The organism is Streptomyces sp. SP17BM10, assembly GCF_036322405.1.
Taxonomy (GTDB): domain Bacteria; phylum Actinomycetota; class Actinomycetes; order Streptomycetales; family Streptomycetaceae; genus Kitasatospora.
This window is the reverse complement of record NZ_JAQYXB010000595.1, coordinates 26,598-42,453: the sequence shown is the minus strand read 5'-3', so window position 1 is coordinate 42,453 and position 15,856 is coordinate 26,598. Positions and strand designations below refer to the sequence as shown.

At 73.0% G+C, this 15,856-nt stretch carries 15 protein-coding genes; 12 read left to right on the top strand and 3 right to left on the bottom strand.

Translation table 11 applies throughout. The features are described from left to right. The 7 genes from PUR71_RS20450 to PUR71_RS20420 all read left to right on the top strand — a co-directional run bounded on the left by PUR71_RS20450 (position 1) and on the right by PUR71_RS20420 (position 4,980). Complete coding sequence (locus PUR71_RS20450) at positions 1-318, top strand: bifunctional 3-phenylpropionate/cinnamic acid dioxygenase ferredoxin subunit (RefSeq protein WP_329928500.1); 318 nt, start codon at positions 1-3, stop codon at positions 316-318. Positions 319-324: 6 nt separating this feature from the next. Then, a complete protein-coding gene (gene sufC, locus PUR71_RS20445; protein ID WP_329928499.1) occupies positions 325-1,089 on the top strand; it encodes a Fe-S cluster assembly ATPase SufC in 765 nt (254 codons plus the stop codon). Further along, a complete protein-coding gene (locus tag PUR71_RS20440) occupies positions 1,086-2,345 on the top strand; it encodes a cysteine desulfurase (protein ID WP_329928498.1) in 1,260 nt (419 codons plus the stop codon). The genes sufC and PUR71_RS20440 overlap by 4 nt, the downstream gene beginning before the upstream one ends. A 17-nt stretch (positions 2,346-2,362) precedes the next feature. Continuing rightward, a complete protein-coding gene (gene sufU / locus PUR71_RS20435; protein WP_329928497.1) occupies positions 2,363-2,815 on the top strand; it encodes a Fe-S cluster assembly sulfur transfer protein SufU in 453 nt (150 codons plus the stop codon). A 22-nt stretch (positions 2,816-2,837) separates the two neighbouring features. Further along, on the top strand, positions 2,838-3,212 hold the full coding sequence (locus tag PUR71_RS20430) for a metal-sulfur cluster assembly factor (protein WP_329928496.1): 375 nt from the start codon (positions 2,838-2,840) through the stop codon (positions 3,210-3,212). Positions 3,213-3,504: 292 nt separating this feature from the next. Beyond that, complete coding sequence (locus tag PUR71_RS20425; RefSeq protein WP_329928495.1) at positions 3,505-4,158, top strand: hypothetical protein; 654 nt, start codon at positions 3,505-3,507, stop codon at positions 4,156-4,158. Between the two features lie 81 nt (positions 4,159-4,239). Next, positions 4,240-4,980: an AfsR/SARP family transcriptional regulator gene (locus tag PUR71_RS20420; protein WP_329928494.1), complete on the top strand. Its 741-nt coding sequence runs from the start codon at positions 4,240-4,242 to the stop codon at positions 4,978-4,980. Positions 4,981-5,215: 235 nt separating this feature from the next. On the opposite strand, the gene PUR71_RS20415 is transcribed toward PUR71_RS20420, so the two are convergent. Further along, positions 5,216-6,547 (bottom strand): MFS transporter, encoded by a 1,332-nt coding sequence (locus PUR71_RS20415; RefSeq protein ID WP_329928493.1) that lies wholly within the window; start codon positions 6,545-6,547, stop codon positions 5,216-5,218. Between the two features lie 409 nt (positions 6,548-6,956). Between PUR71_RS20415 and PUR71_RS20410 the strand changes: the two genes are divergently transcribed. Next, complete coding sequence (locus PUR71_RS20410; protein ID WP_329928492.1) at positions 6,957-8,540, top strand: hypothetical protein; 1,584 nt, start codon at positions 6,957-6,959, stop codon at positions 8,538-8,540. Positions 8,541-8,562: 22 nt separating this feature from the next. Here PUR71_RS20410 and PUR71_RS20405 read toward each other — a convergent pair whose 3' ends face one another. Continuing rightward, entirely contained in the window at positions 8,563-9,006 is a 444-nt protein-coding gene (locus PUR71_RS20405; protein ID WP_329928491.1) for a VOC family protein, read from the bottom strand. Between the two features lie 160 nt (positions 9,007-9,166). Here PUR71_RS20405 and PUR71_RS20400 point away from each other — a divergent pair, with 160 nt between their 5' ends. Continuing rightward, positions 9,167-10,339 carry a hypothetical protein gene (locus PUR71_RS20400; protein ID WP_329928490.1) on the top strand — a complete coding sequence of 391 codons (1,173 nt, stop codon included), beginning with the start codon at positions 9,167-9,169 and terminating at the stop codon, positions 10,337-10,339. A gap of 59 nt (positions 10,340-10,398) precedes the next feature. Here PUR71_RS20400 and PUR71_RS20395 read toward each other — a convergent pair whose 3' ends face one another. Next, the gene (locus tag PUR71_RS20395) at positions 10,399-12,000 is read right to left on the bottom strand and encodes a PucR family transcriptional regulator (protein ID WP_329928489.1); all 1,602 of its coding nucleotides are present in this window, start codon (positions 11,998-12,000) and stop codon (positions 10,399-10,401) included. Positions 12,001-12,154: 154 nt separating this feature from the next. On the opposite strand from PUR71_RS20395, the gene PUR71_RS20390 reads away from it, so the two are divergent. The 3 genes from PUR71_RS20390 to pruA all read left to right on the top strand — a co-directional run bounded on the left by PUR71_RS20390 (position 12,155) and on the right by pruA (position 15,835). Further along, positions 12,155-12,751, top strand: coding sequence for a PadR family transcriptional regulator (locus tag PUR71_RS20390; protein WP_329928488.1), 597 nt, complete (start codon positions 12,155-12,157; stop codon positions 12,749-12,751). After that, positions 12,748-13,995, top strand: a complete 1,248-nt coding sequence (locus tag PUR71_RS20385) for an FAD-dependent oxidoreductase (protein ID WP_329928487.1) — start codon at positions 12,748-12,750, stop codon at positions 13,993-13,995. Before PUR71_RS20390 ends, PUR71_RS20385 begins: the two co-directional genes overlap by 4 nt. Before the next feature lie 211 nt (positions 13,996-14,206). Then, a complete protein-coding gene (pruA, locus tag PUR71_RS20380; protein ID WP_329928486.1) occupies positions 14,207-15,835 on the top strand; it encodes an L-glutamate gamma-semialdehyde dehydrogenase in 1,629 nt (542 codons plus the stop codon). Positions 15,836-15,856: the final 21 nt, after the last annotated feature.

Here is a 15,856-nt window from a genome sequence, read left to right as displayed (position 1 = left end):
ATGACGTATCTCCGTGCCTGCGCGCTGAGCGACCTCCAGGAGGACGTCCCCAAGCGCGTCGACCTCAACGGCGTGCCGGTCTCCGTCGTCCGCACCGACGAGGGGGTGTTCGCGATCAACGACACCTGCTCGCACGCGAACGTCTCGCTCTCCGAGGGCGAGGTCGAGGACTGCATGATCGAGTGCTGGCTGCACGGTTCCAGCTTCGACCTGCGCACCGGCAAGCCCTCCGGCCTGCCCGCCACCAAGCCGGTCGCTGTCTACCCCGTAAAGATCGAAGGGGACGATGTGCTCGTCTCCGTCAACCAGGAGTCCTGAGTACACATGGCAACCCTTGAAATCCGCGACCTGCACGTCTCCGTCGAGGCCGAGAACGGCCCGCGCGAGATCCTGAAGGGCGTCGACCTCACCGTGAAGCAGGGCGAGACCCACGCCATCATGGGTCCGAACGGCTCCGGCAAGTCCACCCTGGCCTACTCGCTGGCCGGCCACCCCAAGTACACCGTCACCGGCGGCTCCGTGCTGCTGGACGGCGAGGACGTCCTGGAGATGTCCGTCGACGAGCGTGCCAAGGCCGGCGTGTTCCTCGCCATGCAGTACCCGGTCGAGGTCCCGGGCGTCTCGGTGAGCAACTTCCTGCGCACCGCCGCCACCGCGGTCCGCGGCGAGGCTCCGAAGCTGCGCCTGTGGGTCAAGGAGGTCAAGGAGGCGATGGCCGCCCTCCAGATGGACCCGGCCTTCGCCGAGCGCAACGTCAACGAGGGCTTCTCCGGCGGTGAGAAGAAGCGCCACGAGATCCTCCAGCTGGAGCTCCTCAAGCCGAAGATCGCGATCCTCGACGAGACCGACTCCGGTCTGGACGTCGACGCGCTGCGGATCGTCTCCGAGGGCATCAACCGGGTCCGCGAGACCGGCGAGGTCGGCACCCTCCTGGTGACCCACTACACCCGCATCCTGCGCTACATCAAGCCCGACTACGTCCACGTCTTCGCGGGCGGCCGCATCGTCGAGTCCGGCGGCGCCGAGCTCGCCGACAAGCTGGAGAACGAGGGCTACGAGACGTACGTGAAGGGAGGCGCTTCCGAGTGACCCATTCGCTGACCGGACTGCTCGACACCGACGCGATCCGCAAGGACTTCCCGGTCCTGCAGCGCATGCTGCACGAGGACAAGCCGCTGGTCTACCTGGACAACGCGGCCACCTCGCAGAAGCCGCGCCAGGTCCTGGAGGCCCTCAACGCCTACTACGAGCGGCACAACGCCAACGTCCACCGCGGCGTGCACGTGCTCGCCGAGGAGGCCACGGCGCTGTACGAAGGCGCGCGCGACAAGGTCGCGGCGTTCGTCAACGCGCCGAGCCGCAACGAGGTGATCTTCACCAAGAACGCCTCGGAGTCGCTCAACCTCGTCGCCAACATGCTCGGCTGGGCCGACGAGCCGTACCGGGTGGACGCCGACTCCGAGATCGTCATCACGGAGATGGAGCACCACTCCAACATCGTCCCGTGGCAGCTGCTCTCGCAGCGCACCGGTGCGAAGCTCAAGTGGTTCGGGCTGACCGACGAGGGCCGGCTCGACCTGTCGAACATCGACGAGCTGATCACCGAGAAGACCAAGGTGGTCTCCTTCACCCTGGTCTCCAACCTGCTCGGCACCGTCAACCCGGTCGAGACGATCGTGCGCAAGGCCCAGGCGGTCGGCGCCCTGGTCGTCATCGACGCCTCGCAGGCCGCGCCGCACATGGTGCTGGACGTGCAGGCGCTGGAGGCCGACTTCGTCGCCTTCACCGGCCACAAGATGCTGGCCCCGACCGGCATCGGCGTGCTCTGGGGCCGCCAGGAGCTGCTGGAGGACCTCCCGCCGTTCCTCGGCGGCGGCGAGATGATCGAGACCGTCACCATGGGCTCGTCCACCTACGCCCCGGCGCCGCACAAGTTCGAGGCCGGCACCCCGCCGATCGCCCAGGCGGTCGGGCTCGGCGCGGCCATCGACTACCTCCAGGGCGTCGGCATGGAGCAGATCGCCGCGCACGAGCACGCGATCACCGCCTACGCGGTCGAGCGCCTGCTCGAGGTCCCGGACCTGCGGATCATCGGCCCGCGCACGGCCGTGGACCGCGGTGCCGCGATCTCCTTCACCCTCGGCGACATCCACCCGCACGACGTGGGCCAGGTGCTGGACGAGCAGGGCATCGCCGTGCGCGTCGGTCACCACTGCGCGCGGCCGGTGTGCCTGCGGTACGGAATTCCGGCGACCACGCGGGCGTCGTTCTATCTGTACTCGACGCCGGGCGAGGTCGACGCGCTGATCGACGGCCTGCACCACGTCCGGAACTTCTTCGGCTGACGGGACAGGCGCAGGACATGAAGCTCGACTCGATGTACCAGGACATCATCCTGGACCACTACCGCAACCCCCACGGCAAGGGGCTGCGGGACGGTGACGCCGAGGTGCACCACGTCAACCCGACCTGCGGCGACGAGATCACCCTTCGGGTGAAGCTCGACGGCTCGACGGTCGCCGACGTGTCCTACGAGTCCCAGGGCTGTTCGATCAGCCAGGCCAGCGCCTCGGTGCTGAACGACCTGGTGGTCGGCAAGACCGTGGGCGAGGCGCAGGCCGTCCAGGAGGCCTTCCTGGAGCTGATGCAGAGCAAGGGCCAGGCCGAGGGCGACGAGGAGGTGCTGGAGGACGCGGTCGCGTTCGCCGGCGTCTCCAAGTACCCGGCGCGCGTCAAGTGCGCCCTGCTGAGCTGGATGGCCTGGAAGGACGCCACCGCCAAGGCGCTCGCCCAGCACCCCGCCGTGAACGACTGACCCGAGCAGAGGAGGACCAACCATGAGTGACGAGACCCCCTCCGCCACGGAGGAGCAGCCGGGCGGCATCGTCGGCACCACCGCCGGCACCGTCTCCGTCGAGGACCTGACCGAGGCCCTGATGGACGTCGTCGACCCCGAACTGGGCATCGACGTCGTCAACCTGGGCCTGATCTACGGCATCCACATCGACGAGTCGGACGTGGCCACCATCGACATGACGCTCACCTCGGCGGCCTGCCCGCTGACCGACGTCATCGAGGACCAGGCCAAGACCGCCACCGACGGCCTGGTGCAGGACCTGCGGATCAACTGGGTCTGGATGCCGCCGTGGGGCCCGGACAAGATCACCGACGACGGCCGCGAGCAGCTGCGCGCGCTGGGCTTCAACGTCTGAGCCGCCGCCGGCCGATCGCCGTTCCGCTGCCCGGGACCCCTTTTCGGGGTCCCGGGCAGCGGCGTTTCCGTGCCCCGGTTCGCCCCTCGCCGGGTGAACACCCGCGCGCGATCTGGTGCGTTGGGCAGCTCGACCGCCGTTCCCCACCGTTCCCACCCGCCGGCAGGCGGGTGGGAACGGTGGGGAACATGCGCAGTGAAGAGGGCGATGCGCGGCTGCTCCCCGTGGCCGTCACACCGCGGTGACGGGGGGCGGCGCAGGCTGGGCGAAGGTTCTTCGAGGAGGTGCGGACATGAGTACTCGACGGATGCTGCGAACCGGGGTGACCACGGCGATGGCCGCGGTCCTGGCCTTCGGCGGCGCCGCGCTGGGGGCGTCCTCGGCGCACGCCCAGGACTTCGGCCCGGACACCTGCCGCCAGGGCTTCGTCTGGCGGGACGCCAGGCCGGGGGACCACGTCTGCGTGACCCCGGACGTCCGCTCCCAGGCGGCGTTCGACAACAGCCAGGCGCCCTTCCGGACCCTGGCGAACGGCTTCTGCGTCCAGGGCTTCGTCTGGCGTGAGGCCTGGGTCGGCGACACCGTCTGCGTGACGCCGCAGACCCGCTCGCAGACGCGCTTCGACAACAGCCAGGCCGATGACCGGCGGCTGGCGGTGCGGATCTGGGCCGATGACACCAACGGCCAACTCGAGTTCGGCGGCGACCACTTCAACGTCAACGGCCGGGTGCGGGTGCAGATCGTCCTGAACTCCACCGGCACCGTGCAGTGGTCGCAGACCGTGACGGCGGTGCGCAACGCCGGGTTCGCGGGCGGCAGCTTCGGCCTGTTCACCGGCCATCCGTTCAACTGCGGGACGAAGAACGCCACCGCGCGGGCGATCGACCTGACGTCCGGCCGGGTCACGGCGTCGATCCCGGTCGGCTACTGCTTCACCATCGACTGAGTTCGGCTGAGGTCGACAGCCCGCGGCGTGCGGCGCAGCATGGAGGAGGAACCCGTCCGTACGCGAAGAGATGGTGGTTCGATGGCCTGCGGCGATCTGCGCTCACCGGTTCGCGGCGCGGGCGTACGGCTCGGCCTGCTCGGCGGCTTCGCCCTCTCGGCCGGTGGCGCTTCGGTCGCCGTCTCCGCGGGGGCGGAGCGGTTACTCGCATTCGTGGCGCTGTGCTGCAACGGGAACGTGCCGCGCGGGCTGGTCGCCGGGTCGCTGTGGCCGGACGCCCCGGAGCGCTGCGCGCTGGCGAGCCTGCGCTCGGCGCTGACCCGTCTCCCGGCGGCGGGCCGGGCCGCACTGGAGATCGGCCCGGCCGAGCTGAGGCTGGCCGACGGCGTCGGCGTGGACCTGCGCGACGCCCGGTCGCTGGCCCGCCGGATCCTGGCCCCCGGCGCGGCGCCCGGCCACGGCGGCCTCGGACTGGCGGCCGTCGAGGACCTCTCGGCGGACCTGCTGCCGGGCTGGTACGAGGACTGGGCGCTGCTGGAGGCGGACAACTGGCGGAGCCTGCGGCTGCATGCCCTGGAGGCCCTGGCCTGCGCGTTCGTCGGGGCCGGACGGTTCCCGGAGGCGGTGGCCGCGGCCGGCGCCGCCGTCCGGGCCGACCCGCTGCGGGAGAGCAGCCAGGCGTGCCTGATCCGCGCCCACCTCGCCGAGGGCAACACCGGCGACGCCCTGCAGGACGTCGAGCGCTACGAACGCCGCCTGCGCACCGAACTCGGCCTCCCCGCCCCGTCCCGCCTGTGGCGGCTGGTGGCGGAGTCGGGGTAGCCGGGCCGTCGACCCGTTGCCGCGCAAACCTTTCCTTCGGGGAAGGCACGCGTGGTAGCTGTCCGCCTACCCGCGGGGTGGCCGGGGTGGGGGCACGTCGTATGGCGTGGTGTCCGGACAATGGGTCCTGCCGGAATCGCCGTCCGGAATCGCCGTCTCCGCTGTGGGCTCGCGGCGAAACGGAACGCCGCCGCCCGGGACGGAATCCGTCCTGGGCGGCGGCGTTCGTCGTCGGTCAGTGCGTCCTGGGCTTGCGGGCCACGGCTGCGGCGAGGGTTGCGCAGAGGACGGCGGCCACGGTGGCGAAGCCGCTGACGGCGGGGAGGAGGCCGTAGGCCTGGACGAGGGCGCCGACGATGACGATCGGGAGCGAGCTGCCGAGGTAGACGATGATCCACAGGGAGGACAGCTCGGAGCCGCGGCGTTCCGGGTCCATCGCGGCCACGGCGGTGGTGAACAGCGAGCGGAACGCGACGCCCTGGCAGGCGCCGCCGAGGACGCTGCCGATGAAGAGCAGCGCCGGGGTGCCGGTGTACCCGGCCGCGACGACCAGGCCGAGGCCGGTGGCCAGGCCCGTCATGCCGAGGGCGATGACCAGGCGGTCGGAGGTCGGCGGGACGAGCAGCTGGGCGGCCGCGGAGGAGCCCAGCAGCAGGGCCGCGACGACGGCGCCGACCAGGTGGGAGGGGGTGTGCAGCAGCTTGGCCGCGAAGGACGGGGCCAGGCTGAGGTAGACGCCGAACACCGCGTACGAGATGAACCCGGCGGTCGCGGCGAACAGGAACTCGCGCCGGCCGGCGCTCGGCAGGGCGGGCTTGCGCGGGCGCAGGTGGGCCGGGGTGGTGATGCGCGGCGGCGAGGCCGGCGGGCGGTTGCGGCCGGGCATCCGGGGGTGCACGAGGGCCAGGGGTACGCAGAGCGCGGCGAGCGCGACGGCGTGCAGCAGGAACGGCGTCAGCAGCGGGTCCGAGCCGTCGGCCAGCAGGGCGCCGACCACCGGGCCGAGCGCCACGCCGCCCGCCGAGCAGGCCAGGGTGAGTTTGGCGGCGAGCGTCGGGTGGTCCGGCAGCAGGTCGCCGAGGGCGGCCCCGGCGGCGCCGGTGGACAGGCCGACGGCGATGCCCTGGACGGCCCGGCCGAGGGCGAGCTGCCAGAAGCTCCCGGCGGTGGCGAAGACCACGTCGCCCGCGGCGGCGAGCGCGACGGCCGGCAGGATCAGGGCGCGACGGCCGAGCAGGTCGGACCAGTGGCCGACCACGGCGAGGACCGGGACCAGCGCGAAGATGTAGACCGTGAAGAGGATCGTGGTGTCGAGCGTCGTCAGGCCGAGGCGCTGCTGGATCATCGGGTAGATCGGCGTCGCCAGGTTGGCACCGATGAGCATGAACAGCAGGCCGGCCGAGACGAGGCCGACGCGGACTCCGCGCAGCGCGTTCCAGCGGCTGATCGCGGAGAGCCGGAGCTGGGCGCGCGGAGCGAGCTCCAGGGGGAGCAGGGCCTCCGACAGTCGGCGTCCGTCGAGCTGCGCGGTGCGCAGGCCGGGGCCGGCGGGGGAGAGGTCCGCCATTTCAGGGGTCTCCTGTGGCTTGGCCCCACCCGGGGCGGCTGGGTGTGCCGGCGCGCCCGTCCTGAGGCGCTGTGGTGGTGGCCGCGGTGCGGGCTCCCTGATGGAGCGGATGGGTGTGGCAGGTCCCGTCCCCGCCCGGTGACGGGCGGGGAGGGCGAGGGCTTCGTTGCCCGGGTGGCCCGCGCGGGGTTGTGCGCGGCGCCAATAGCGAAGGATAAGGGGTGGGCGCACGGTCGCGGCGCGCGCCCCTGTGCACGCCCCTCGGGGCCGGGCATCGGGGGTGCCCGGCCTATACGCTGAGGTAGTGGATCGGTACGCCGCGCTGATGGGCGGACCGCTGGCTGAGGGAGAACGCGAGGCGATGGCCGGACGACGTCGGAAGAACGCAGGGGCCTCGGCGGGAGAGGGCGTGGCCGAGGCGGTTCTGCCCGCCGACCTGGAGCTCCAGGACCTCTACGGGGCGTTCGCCGCTCACGGACTGGACGACGAGGACCTGGACGACGCCGCCGTCCTGGTCCCGCCGGTGAGGCTGCCCGCCGAGCGGGAGCTGGCCGAGCAGGCGAAGGCCGTCCCCATGTTCGGGTACGCGCTGGCGCTGGCCCGCTGGGCGGCCCCGCACCGCGGCGTGGACGAGTTCGGGGACCTGGTCGGCGAGGACCGCGCCCCGGCCGCTCGGCTGCTCGGCCTGGCCCCGGCGCAGGGCGAGGTGCCGGAGGAGGCGGAGATCGAGGCCATGCGGGCCTGGTCGCTGGCCTGCGACCTGGACCTGGTGGAGATCGGGACGACCACCGACGGCGAGCACGTCGCCGTGCCGGGCCCGGACCTGGAGCCGGCGGAGGAGGGCGACCCGGACACCGTCCTGGAGCTGTGGCTGACGGCCGCCGGGATCGTCCGCGAGCTGGCCGTGGAGGCCGACTCGCTGCCCGAGGAGGACGGGGAGCAGGCCGAGCCGGGCGAGGAGGGCGACGAGGAGGACGAGGACGCGCTCTCCGAGGTCGAGGAGGCCCGCGACGCCGCCGCCGAGCTGCTCGACGAGGCGCTCCAGGTGCTGTACGAGACCACCGCCTTCGCCGAGCCGGGCAACGAGACCGTGCCGCTGGGCGTGCTGGCCGCGCTGCTGGTGGTGCCGGAGGGCGAGGAGCCGAGCGAGGAGCTCCTCGGCGACATCACCGACGTGATGGTGACGCTGGACCCGATGCTGGGCGACCTCGCCGAGCTGGGCCTGCTGGACTACCGCCCGATCGACCCCGAGCTGTTCGACGAGGAGGAGGCCGGCGGCGAGGAGGGCGCTCCCGCCGTCGGCGAGGCGCCGCTGGACGAGGAGGAGTCGGCGCGGTTCGGCCTGGTCCGGCTGACGCCGCTCGGCCAGTACGGCATCCGGCAGTGGCTGCTGGAGGACGGCTACGACGCGCCGCTGGTCGGCGACCTCGCGCAGGGCGACGCGGCCGAGCTGCTGCGTGGCGTGTGCGAGTCGGCCAACGTCCTGCCGGAGGAAGAGCTGCGGGTCTGGCTCGACGACCGGGAGCCGGTGGCGGCCGCGCGCGAGCTGCTGGCGGCGGCCCGCGGCGGGGACGCGTACGGGCCGATGCGCCGGATGCTCGCCGTCTCGGCGCTGAACGTGCTCGGGGCACCCGCCGAGCCGGCCGTCCGGGAGGTGCTGGACGATCCGGAGCTGGGCGGGGCCGCGCGGGCCTGGCTGACCGCGCTCGGCGCGGCGGACGTGCCGGTGCCGGACCGGGCGATGGCGCTGTGGACGGTGGTCGACACCTTCGCGGCCCAACTGCTCGACAGCGGCGGCGACGCCGGACCGCTGCGCGAACTGATCGCCGACCTGCCCGTCACCGGCGATCCGGGGAGCTACTTCGGCGAGCTGTGGCGGGTCGACCACGCGTACACGGCGGACGTCCTGGAGGCGATCGGCGAGCTCCACACCGACCGCGCGGTGGCCAAGGAGGCGCGCAAGGCGGCCTTCAAGGCGCGCTCGAAGAGCTGACGCGCTCCGCAGCGGGACGGCTTCAGGGCAGGTCGAGCGAGCCGTCCTCGGTGAACGGGAAGAACGGGTTGTGGGCCAGCTCCCACAGGTGGCCGTCCGGGTCCTCGAAGTAGCCGGAGTAGCCGCCCCAGCCGGTCGTCGCCGGTGGCTTCACCACGGTGGCGCCGGCGGCGACGGCCGTCTCCAGGGCGGCGTCCACCAGCGCCGGGGACTCCAGGTTCACCGCGAGGGTGACGCCGCGGAAGGACGGCTCGCCGCCGCCGGGCACGCCCGCGTCGGCGGCCAGTTCGTCGCCCGGGAACAGGCCGAGCACCGAGTCGGCGGTGCGGAACCAGACGATCTCCGGGCTGGAGGCGGAGGAGCGCCGCCAGCCGAGGGCCTCGTAGAAGGCGGCGCTGCGGCCGAGGTCCGTGACGCCGAGGGTGACGATGCTGATCCGGGCGGGGAACGTGCTCTGTGCTGTCATGCGGCCAGGGTAGGGAGGACGGCTGACAACCGCGCGTCCTGACACGGCCGGGCTTCCGACGGTCCCTGCGGGAAGCGGGAGCTGATGACCCGGCAGGTCCCGGGCACGTAAGGTGGCGGGGGCGGTGCGGGCGCGAGGACTCGGGGGTGCGGCAGAGGTGATGCGGGAGAGCGGCGGCAGGCCCCAGGAGCGGCGCGGGACACCGTCGGCCGGCCGGCACGCCCCGGACGCGCGCGAGCGGGCGGACCGGCTCGCCCAGGTGGAGGAGTTCACCCGCCGGACCCTGGCCGCCGCCGACTTCCCCGTGTACGGCGTCGCGGCCGGGCTCGACCGGACGGGCGACGCGCTCGGCGCGTTCGAGACCAACGGCGGGCGGCTGGACTGGGTCGAGGTGCAGTCGGGCGACTGGAGCTCGACGGCGGGGCCGTACGTCACCGTCCGCACCTACCGGCCGGGCGCCGAGCGCTGCCTCGTCCTGCCCGAGCTGGAGGACGTCGTCGAGGACGAGCGGGACCGGGTCTACGACCACCTCGGGATCGACGAGGGCGACGGGCCCGGGCGGGTCCGGGAGCTGCGCGAGTGGATCACGGTGGACGGCGAGCCGCGCGCGGTCGAGGTGCACGAGGACCGGCCGGTGCTCTGGCCCGGCACGCCCGAGGACCGCGGGCCCGGACCGGTGTGGGCCGGGCGGTTGCGGATCGACGGGCTCACCGTCACGGTGTGCGGGCGCGGGGTGGCGCCCGGCGGGCTGGAGCTCGGCCGGATCGGCGACGTCGAGCGGTACCTGCGCGGGCGCAGCGAGTTGCTGCACGAGCTCTCGTCCCGGCACTCCGAGCGGGTGCCGGTCGAGGAGCGCGAACTGCCGCCGGTGCACGGACTGGAGGCGCACCGGGCGCTGATCGCGCAGACCATCGCCGAGTCCGCGGCGATCGAGGCGCAGGTGCGGGCCGGTCGGCCGCCGCGGCTGCCGCGCGGGCTGCGCGGCGAGGCGTGCGCGGTGCGCTGGGAGGCGGCGGTGCGCCAGCAGATGCGGCTCGCCTCGGAGACCCGGGAGGAGGCGCTGACGGCCGTGACCTCGATGGTCAACCACCTGGAGCGGCTGGCCGGGCAGACGCACTGGGTGATCGGGACGCCGGAGGGCGCGGCGGCCGTCGAGGAGGTTGTCCGGTACACGGTGTTCGCGAGCGAGGTGGCGAGCCTGCCGGCGCAGCGGGCGTGGGAGCAGCTGTGGCGGGACCGCTCGGGCGGCGGGCCCGGGGGCTGGGAGGCGCAGGGGCTGGCCGAGCAGCTGTGGCTGTCGGCCTGGGAACAGTGGCGGACGCGGGCCGGGTAGAGCGCGACCTGCGGCCGGTGAAGGCGTTCGGCCGGTACGCGCACGAGGCCGGGGAGTTCCTACTCGTCCGCGGGCAGTCGCAGTTGCAGCATCGCCAGCAGGCGCTGCTGCGGCTGGGTGAGGTCGATGCCGGTCAACTGCTCGGCGCGGCGCACCCGGTAGCGCAGGGTGTTGGGGTGGATGTGCAGGGCGTCGGCGGCCACCCGGACCTCGCCGAGCGCGTCCAGCCAGGCCAGCACGGACTCGGCGAGCCGGGTGCCGTGCCGCCGGTCGTAGGCGGTGAGCGCGGTCAGCCGGGGGTCGCGCAGGCCGCCGCGCTCCTGGAGCAGCGCGAGCATCTCGCTCACCAGCACCTCGGCCTGGACGTCGATCAGCGCGGCCACGTCGAGGTCCACCCCGCCGCGGCCCATCGCGTCGAGGATCCGGTCCGCCTGGGCGCGGGAGTCCGGCACCTGCGCGAGGCCGTCCACGGTCGAGCCGATCGCGGCCCGCAGCGGCACGCCGAGGTGCTCCCGCGCCGCCTCGACCACCTCGGAGGCCCAGTCCCGGACGGTCGCCATCGGCAGGCCCGGCGGGAGTTCGGGCAGCAGTACGTACACCCGGGACTCGATCGGGGCGAGCAGCGCGCCGCGGTGCCGGGCGGCGGTGTGCACCGAGATCAGGCCGGTGATGTCGGCGCGGTGCAGTGCCTCGGTGGTGCGGGCGCCGTACGCGAGGACGGTGGCCGGGCGGCGCAGGTCCAGGCCCAGGTGGGTGGCGAGCGACTGCGGGCCGGTGGAGCCCTCCAGCAGGCCGGTGAGCAGGGTCTGCGTGAGTCGCACGTCGGCGGACAACTCCCGGCGGCGGCGTACCAGTTGGGCGGCGGCGACGCGGGCGGCGCCGACCAGCGCCTGCTCGGCGAGCGGGGCCAGCGGCTGCGCGCCCTCCTGCACCCAGATGGTGCCGAGCGGCTGCGCGCCGGCCCGGATGCCGACCGCGAGGCGCCGGCGCAGGCCGAGTTCGGGGTGCGGCTCGACCGCGATGGGGGTGTCCGAGGTGCGCAGGTGCTGGAAGATGCCCCACTCGCGGAGCTTGGAGAGGTACGGCTCGGGGCCCTGCCAGCCGAGGATGGAGAGCCGGCGCAGGTCGTCGACCTCGTCGGAGTCGGAGGAGCGGGAGTAGGCGAGCACCCGGCTGGACGTGTCCTCGATCGAGACGATGCCGCTGGTGAGCACGGCGACGGTCTGGGCGAGGGAGAAGAGGTCGCCCGCGTTGTGCTCGGGGGTGCCGGCGGTGTCGGGGGCGTCCGGGCCGGCGATGATCGCGCGGGCCAGCGAGTCCAGGTGCTCCCAGCGGGTCTCGCGGCGCACCGAGAGCAGCGCGACGCCGGCGTCGGTGGCGGCCTCGCGCAGGGCGTCCGCCTGGCCGGGGGCGTCGAGCTTGACGGCGACGGCCGCCGCGCCGGCCCGGCCGGCGGCGCGTAGGGCGGGGAGCGCGGCGCGGCCGCGGGCGCCGATCGCGAGGACGAGCTCGCCGGGGGCAGCGGCCGGCGGGTCCTCCGGGTCGAGGATCGCGACGTCCCGGACGGGCACGTCCAGGCCCTGCGGGGCGGCCTGGAGCTCGACCAGGGGCTCGCCGAGGGACATCAGGAGCTGCCGGAGCGGGAGGCCGGGGCTCGTCATCGGGCCTCCCTTCTGCTGCCTTCATCCGAGCGGACAAGGCCGTGTGGTTGATTTTAGCCGGGCGGACAGACCTGCCGCCGGTCATTCGTAAATAGTTGACTCTGACTATTCAGAAGTGGATAGTCAGTACTGACCAAGAGATGAGGAACGTCTCGTGGCGAAGCGACGCAAGGTGTCGAACCCACTGGCTCTCGCCGTCCTGGCGGAGCTCCTGGCCGAACCGCTGCACCCCTACGAGATGGGGCGCCGGCTCAAGGAGCACGCCAAGGACCGCAACATCAAGTACAACCGCAGCTCGCTGTACATGGTCGTGGAGCAGCTGCGGAAGGCCGGGTTCGTCGCCGAGCAGGAAACCGTCCGCGACACCCAGCGACCGGAGCGCACCGTCTACGCCCTCACCCCCGAGGGCAGGACGGAGCTCTACGACTGGATGCGCGAACTCGTGGCCGAACCGCAGCACGAGTACCCCGCGTTCGGGGTCTCGCTGTCGCTGCTCATGGTGCTCCCGCCGGCCGAGGCCGTGGAGCTCCTGGAGCAGCGGCTGACCGCCCTGACCGCCGAAGTCGCGGAGATCCGGGCGACGCTGCGCAAGGCCACCGAGGAGGGCGTCGGCTGGGTCTTCCTGATCGAGGAGGAGTACCGGGTCGGCGGACTGGAGACCGAGATCGCGTTCGTCGGGCGCCTCATCACCCAGCTCCAGGCACCGGACTTCGTCCGGACCTGGCAGGAGTACTTCGGGAGTCTGCAATGAGTGCACCGCGTACGTCGAAGAAGGCCCTCGTCATCGGCGGCGGGATCGCCGGCCCGGTCATGGCGCTGGCCCTGCGCCGGGCCGGCATCGAGCCGCTCGTGTTCGAGGCCTACGAGAGCTCCGCCGAGGGCATCGGCGGGACGTTCATGATCGCCCCCAACGGGCTCGGCGCCCTCGCGGTCGTCGGGCTGGAGGCGGAGGTCGGCCGGCTCGGCCAGCCGGTCGGCCCGATGGTCATCGAGGACGGCAGGGGCGGCACGCTCGCCGAGTTCGCCGGCCTGCCCGACCTGCCCCGCGGGCGGCTGATGCGCCGCGCCGAACTGTACGAGGTGCTGCAGCGGCGGCTCGGCGAGACCGGCATCGACGTCCGGTACGGCAAACGGCTCGTCGGCGCCGAGGAGGGTGGCGACGGCATCACCGCCCGCTTCGCCGACGGCACCACCGCCACCGCCGACCTGCTGATCGGCGCCGACGGCACCCGCTCCACCGTCCGCACCCTGATCGACCCGGCCGCGCCCGGTGCCCGGTACACCGGGCTGCTCGGCATCGGCGGCTACAGCCCGTACCGCCTGCCCGGCCGGGCCGGACGCGGCGAGACCGTGCACTTCGCCAACGGCGCCCGCGCCTTCTTCGGCTACTGGGGGCTGCCCGAGGGCGCCGGGACCGCCTGGTTCAGCAACGTCCCGCAACCCGAGCAGCTGACCTACGAACAGGTCCGCGCGGTGAGCAACCGGGAGTGGCTGCGCCGGCTGCGCGACCTGCACTCCGGCGACGTGCCGGCCCGGGACGTCCTCGCGGCGGCCGACGCCGACACCATGGAGGTCTTCCCGCGGCTGGAGATCATGCCGTCCGTCCCGCACTGGCACCGCGGCCGGATGGTCCTGGTCGGCGACTCCGTCCACGCGCCGTCCAACAGCTCCGGCCAGGGCGTCTCGCTCGCCGTCGAGAGCGCCGTCGAACTCGCCCGCTGTCTGCGGGACCTGCCCGACCACACCGCCGCGTTCGCCGCCTACGAGGCGCTGCGCCGGCCGCGGGTCGAGAAGATCGCCGCCGACGCGGCCCGCACCAACAGCCAGAAGTCCTCCGGGCCGGTCGCGCGGGTGATGTTCCGGCTGCTCGCGCCGATCGCCATGCGGACGTTCCTGAGCCCCGAGAAGACGCTCCGCCCCGTCCACGGCTACCGGATCGACTGGGAGCAGCGGGTGGCCGTCGGGGCGCGAGGCGGTGACCCGGTGACCCGGTGACACGCGTGGCCTGAGTGGCGGTTGACGGGCCGTGGGAGGCGCCCCGTGACCGCTCCGTGACGTTGTTCGTCGAGGCGGACAACGCCGTACGGGGGAATTTAGCCGCCCGGCCAATCAAGTGCCCGTGGGTGCAGGAATAGCGTTCGTGCTGTGGTCGACGTGCGACCCGCGTCGGCATCCCCCTGCAACAACGAAGGAGAGCGTGCGCTCTATGGACGCTGTGACCCAGGTCCCCGCGCCGGTGAACGAGCCGGTCCACAGCTACGCCCCCGGCAGCCCGGAACGGGCCCGTCTGGAGGCCAAGCTGAAGGAGCTGGGCGGCCAGGAGCCGGTCCAGCTGACCATGACGATCAACGGTGAGCGCCGCATGGGCGGCGGCGCCGAGATCCACGTCGTCCAGCCGCACAACCACGCGGCTCGGCTCGGTACCCTGCGCAACGCCACCCAGGCCGACGCGCAGGACGCCATCGACGCTGCCCTGGCCGCGGCCCCGGCCTGGCAGGCGCTCTCCTTCGACTCCCGCGCCGCGATCTTCCTCAGGGCCGCCGACCTGCTGGCCGGCCCCTGGCGCGAGACCCTGGCCGCCGCCACCATGCTCGGCCAGTCCAAGACCGCGCAGCAGGCAGAGATCGACACCCCCTGCGAGCTGGTCGACTTCCTGCGCTTCAACGTGCACTTCGCCCGTCAGATCATGGCCGAGCAGCCCATCTCCTCGGACGGCGTGTGGAACCGCAGCGACCACCGCCCGCTGGAGGGCTTCGTCTACGCCATCACCCCGTTCAACTTCACCGCGATCGCCGGCAACCTGCCGACCGCGCCCGCGCTGATGGGCAACGTGGTGCTCTGGAAGCCGTCCCCGACCCAGCAGTTCTCCGCGCACCTGCTCATGCAGCTGCTGGAGGCGGCCGGCCTGCCCAAGGGCGTCATCAACATGGTGACCGGGGACGGCCTCGACGTCTCCGCCGTCGCGCTCAAGCACCCGGCGCTCGCCGGCATCCACTTCACCGGCTCCACCGCCACCTTCCAGCACCTGTGGCGCGAGGTCGGCAACAACATCTCGCAGTACCGCACCTACCCGCGGATCGTCGGCGAGACCGGCGGCAAGGACTTCCTCGTCGCCCACCCGTCCGCCGACCCGGCCGTGCTGAAGACCGCGATGACCCGCGGCGCCTTCGAGTTCCAGGGCCAGAAGTGCTCGGCGCTCTCCCGCGCCTACGTCCCCGCCTCGCTGTGGGCCGGCCTGAAGGACGAGTTCGCCGCCGAGGTCGACGGCCTCACCATGGGCGACGTCAGCGACCTGGGCAACTTCATGTCCGCCGTCATCGACGAGCGCGCCTTCGCCAAGAACAAGGCCGCCATCGACCGCGCCCAGGCGGACCCGCAGGTCGAGGTCCTCGCCGGCGGCACCTACGACGACTCGGTGGGCTACTTCGTGCGCCCGACCGTGCTCGTGTGCCAGGACCCGGCCTCGGAGTACTTCCGCGACGAGTACTTCGGCCCGATCCTCGCCGTCCACGTCTACGAGGACGAGAAGTACGACGAGATGCTGGCGCAGATGGAGTCCGTCTCGGCCTACGGCCTGACCGGCTCGATCATCTCCCAGGACCGCGCGGCCGTCGAGCACGCCATGGAGAAGCTGCGCTTCGCGGCCGGCAACTTCTACATCAACGACAAGCCGACCGGCGCCGTCGTCGGCCAGCAGCCCTTCGGCGGCGGCCGGGCCTCCGGCACCAACGACAAGGCCGGTGCCAAGCAGAACCTCGCGCGGTGGACCTCGACCCGCTCGGTCAAGGAGACCTTCGTCCCGCCGACGGACTACCGCTACCCGCACATGGGCTGACCAGCCCCCTCGACCCTTCGG

Coding starts and splice junctions, on each gene's coding strand:
- PUR71_RS20385 (WP_329928487.1), top strand. CDS start 12,748: ATGAGTGCACCGCGTACGTCGAAGAAGGCCCTCGTCATCGGCGGCGGG.
- PUR71_RS20405 (WP_329928491.1), bottom strand. CDS start 9,006: ATGACAGCACAGAGCACGTTCCCCGCCCGGATCAGCATCGTCACCCTC.
- PUR71_RS20395 (WP_329928489.1), bottom strand. CDS start 12,000: ATGACGAGCCCCGGCCTCCCGCTCCGGCAGCTCCTGATGTCCCTCGGC.
- pruA (WP_329928486.1), top strand. CDS start 14,207: ATGGACGCTGTGACCCAGGTCCCCGCGCCGGTGAACGAGCCGGTCCAC.
- PUR71_RS20415 (WP_329928493.1), bottom strand. CDS start 6,547: ATGGCGGACCTCTCCCCCGCCGGCCCCGGCCTGCGCACCGCGCAGCTC.
- PUR71_RS20450 (WP_329928500.1), top strand. CDS start 1: ATGACGTATCTCCGTGCCTGCGCGCTGAGCGACCTCCAGGAGGACGTC.
- PUR71_RS20420 (WP_329928494.1), top strand. CDS start 4,240: ATGGCCTGCGGCGATCTGCGCTCACCGGTTCGCGGCGCGGGCGTACGG.
- PUR71_RS20425 (WP_329928495.1), top strand. CDS start 3,505: ATGAGTACTCGACGGATGCTGCGAACCGGGGTGACCACGGCGATGGCC.
- sufU (WP_329928497.1), top strand. CDS start 2,363: ATGAAGCTCGACTCGATGTACCAGGACATCATCCTGGACCACTACCGC.
- PUR71_RS20430 (WP_329928496.1), top strand. CDS start 2,838: ATGAGTGACGAGACCCCCTCCGCCACGGAGGAGCAGCCGGGCGGCATC.
- PUR71_RS20400 (WP_329928490.1), top strand. CDS start 9,167: ATGCGGGAGAGCGGCGGCAGGCCCCAGGAGCGGCGCGGGACACCGTCG.
- sufC (WP_329928499.1), top strand. CDS start 325: ATGGCAACCCTTGAAATCCGCGACCTGCACGTCTCCGTCGAGGCCGAG.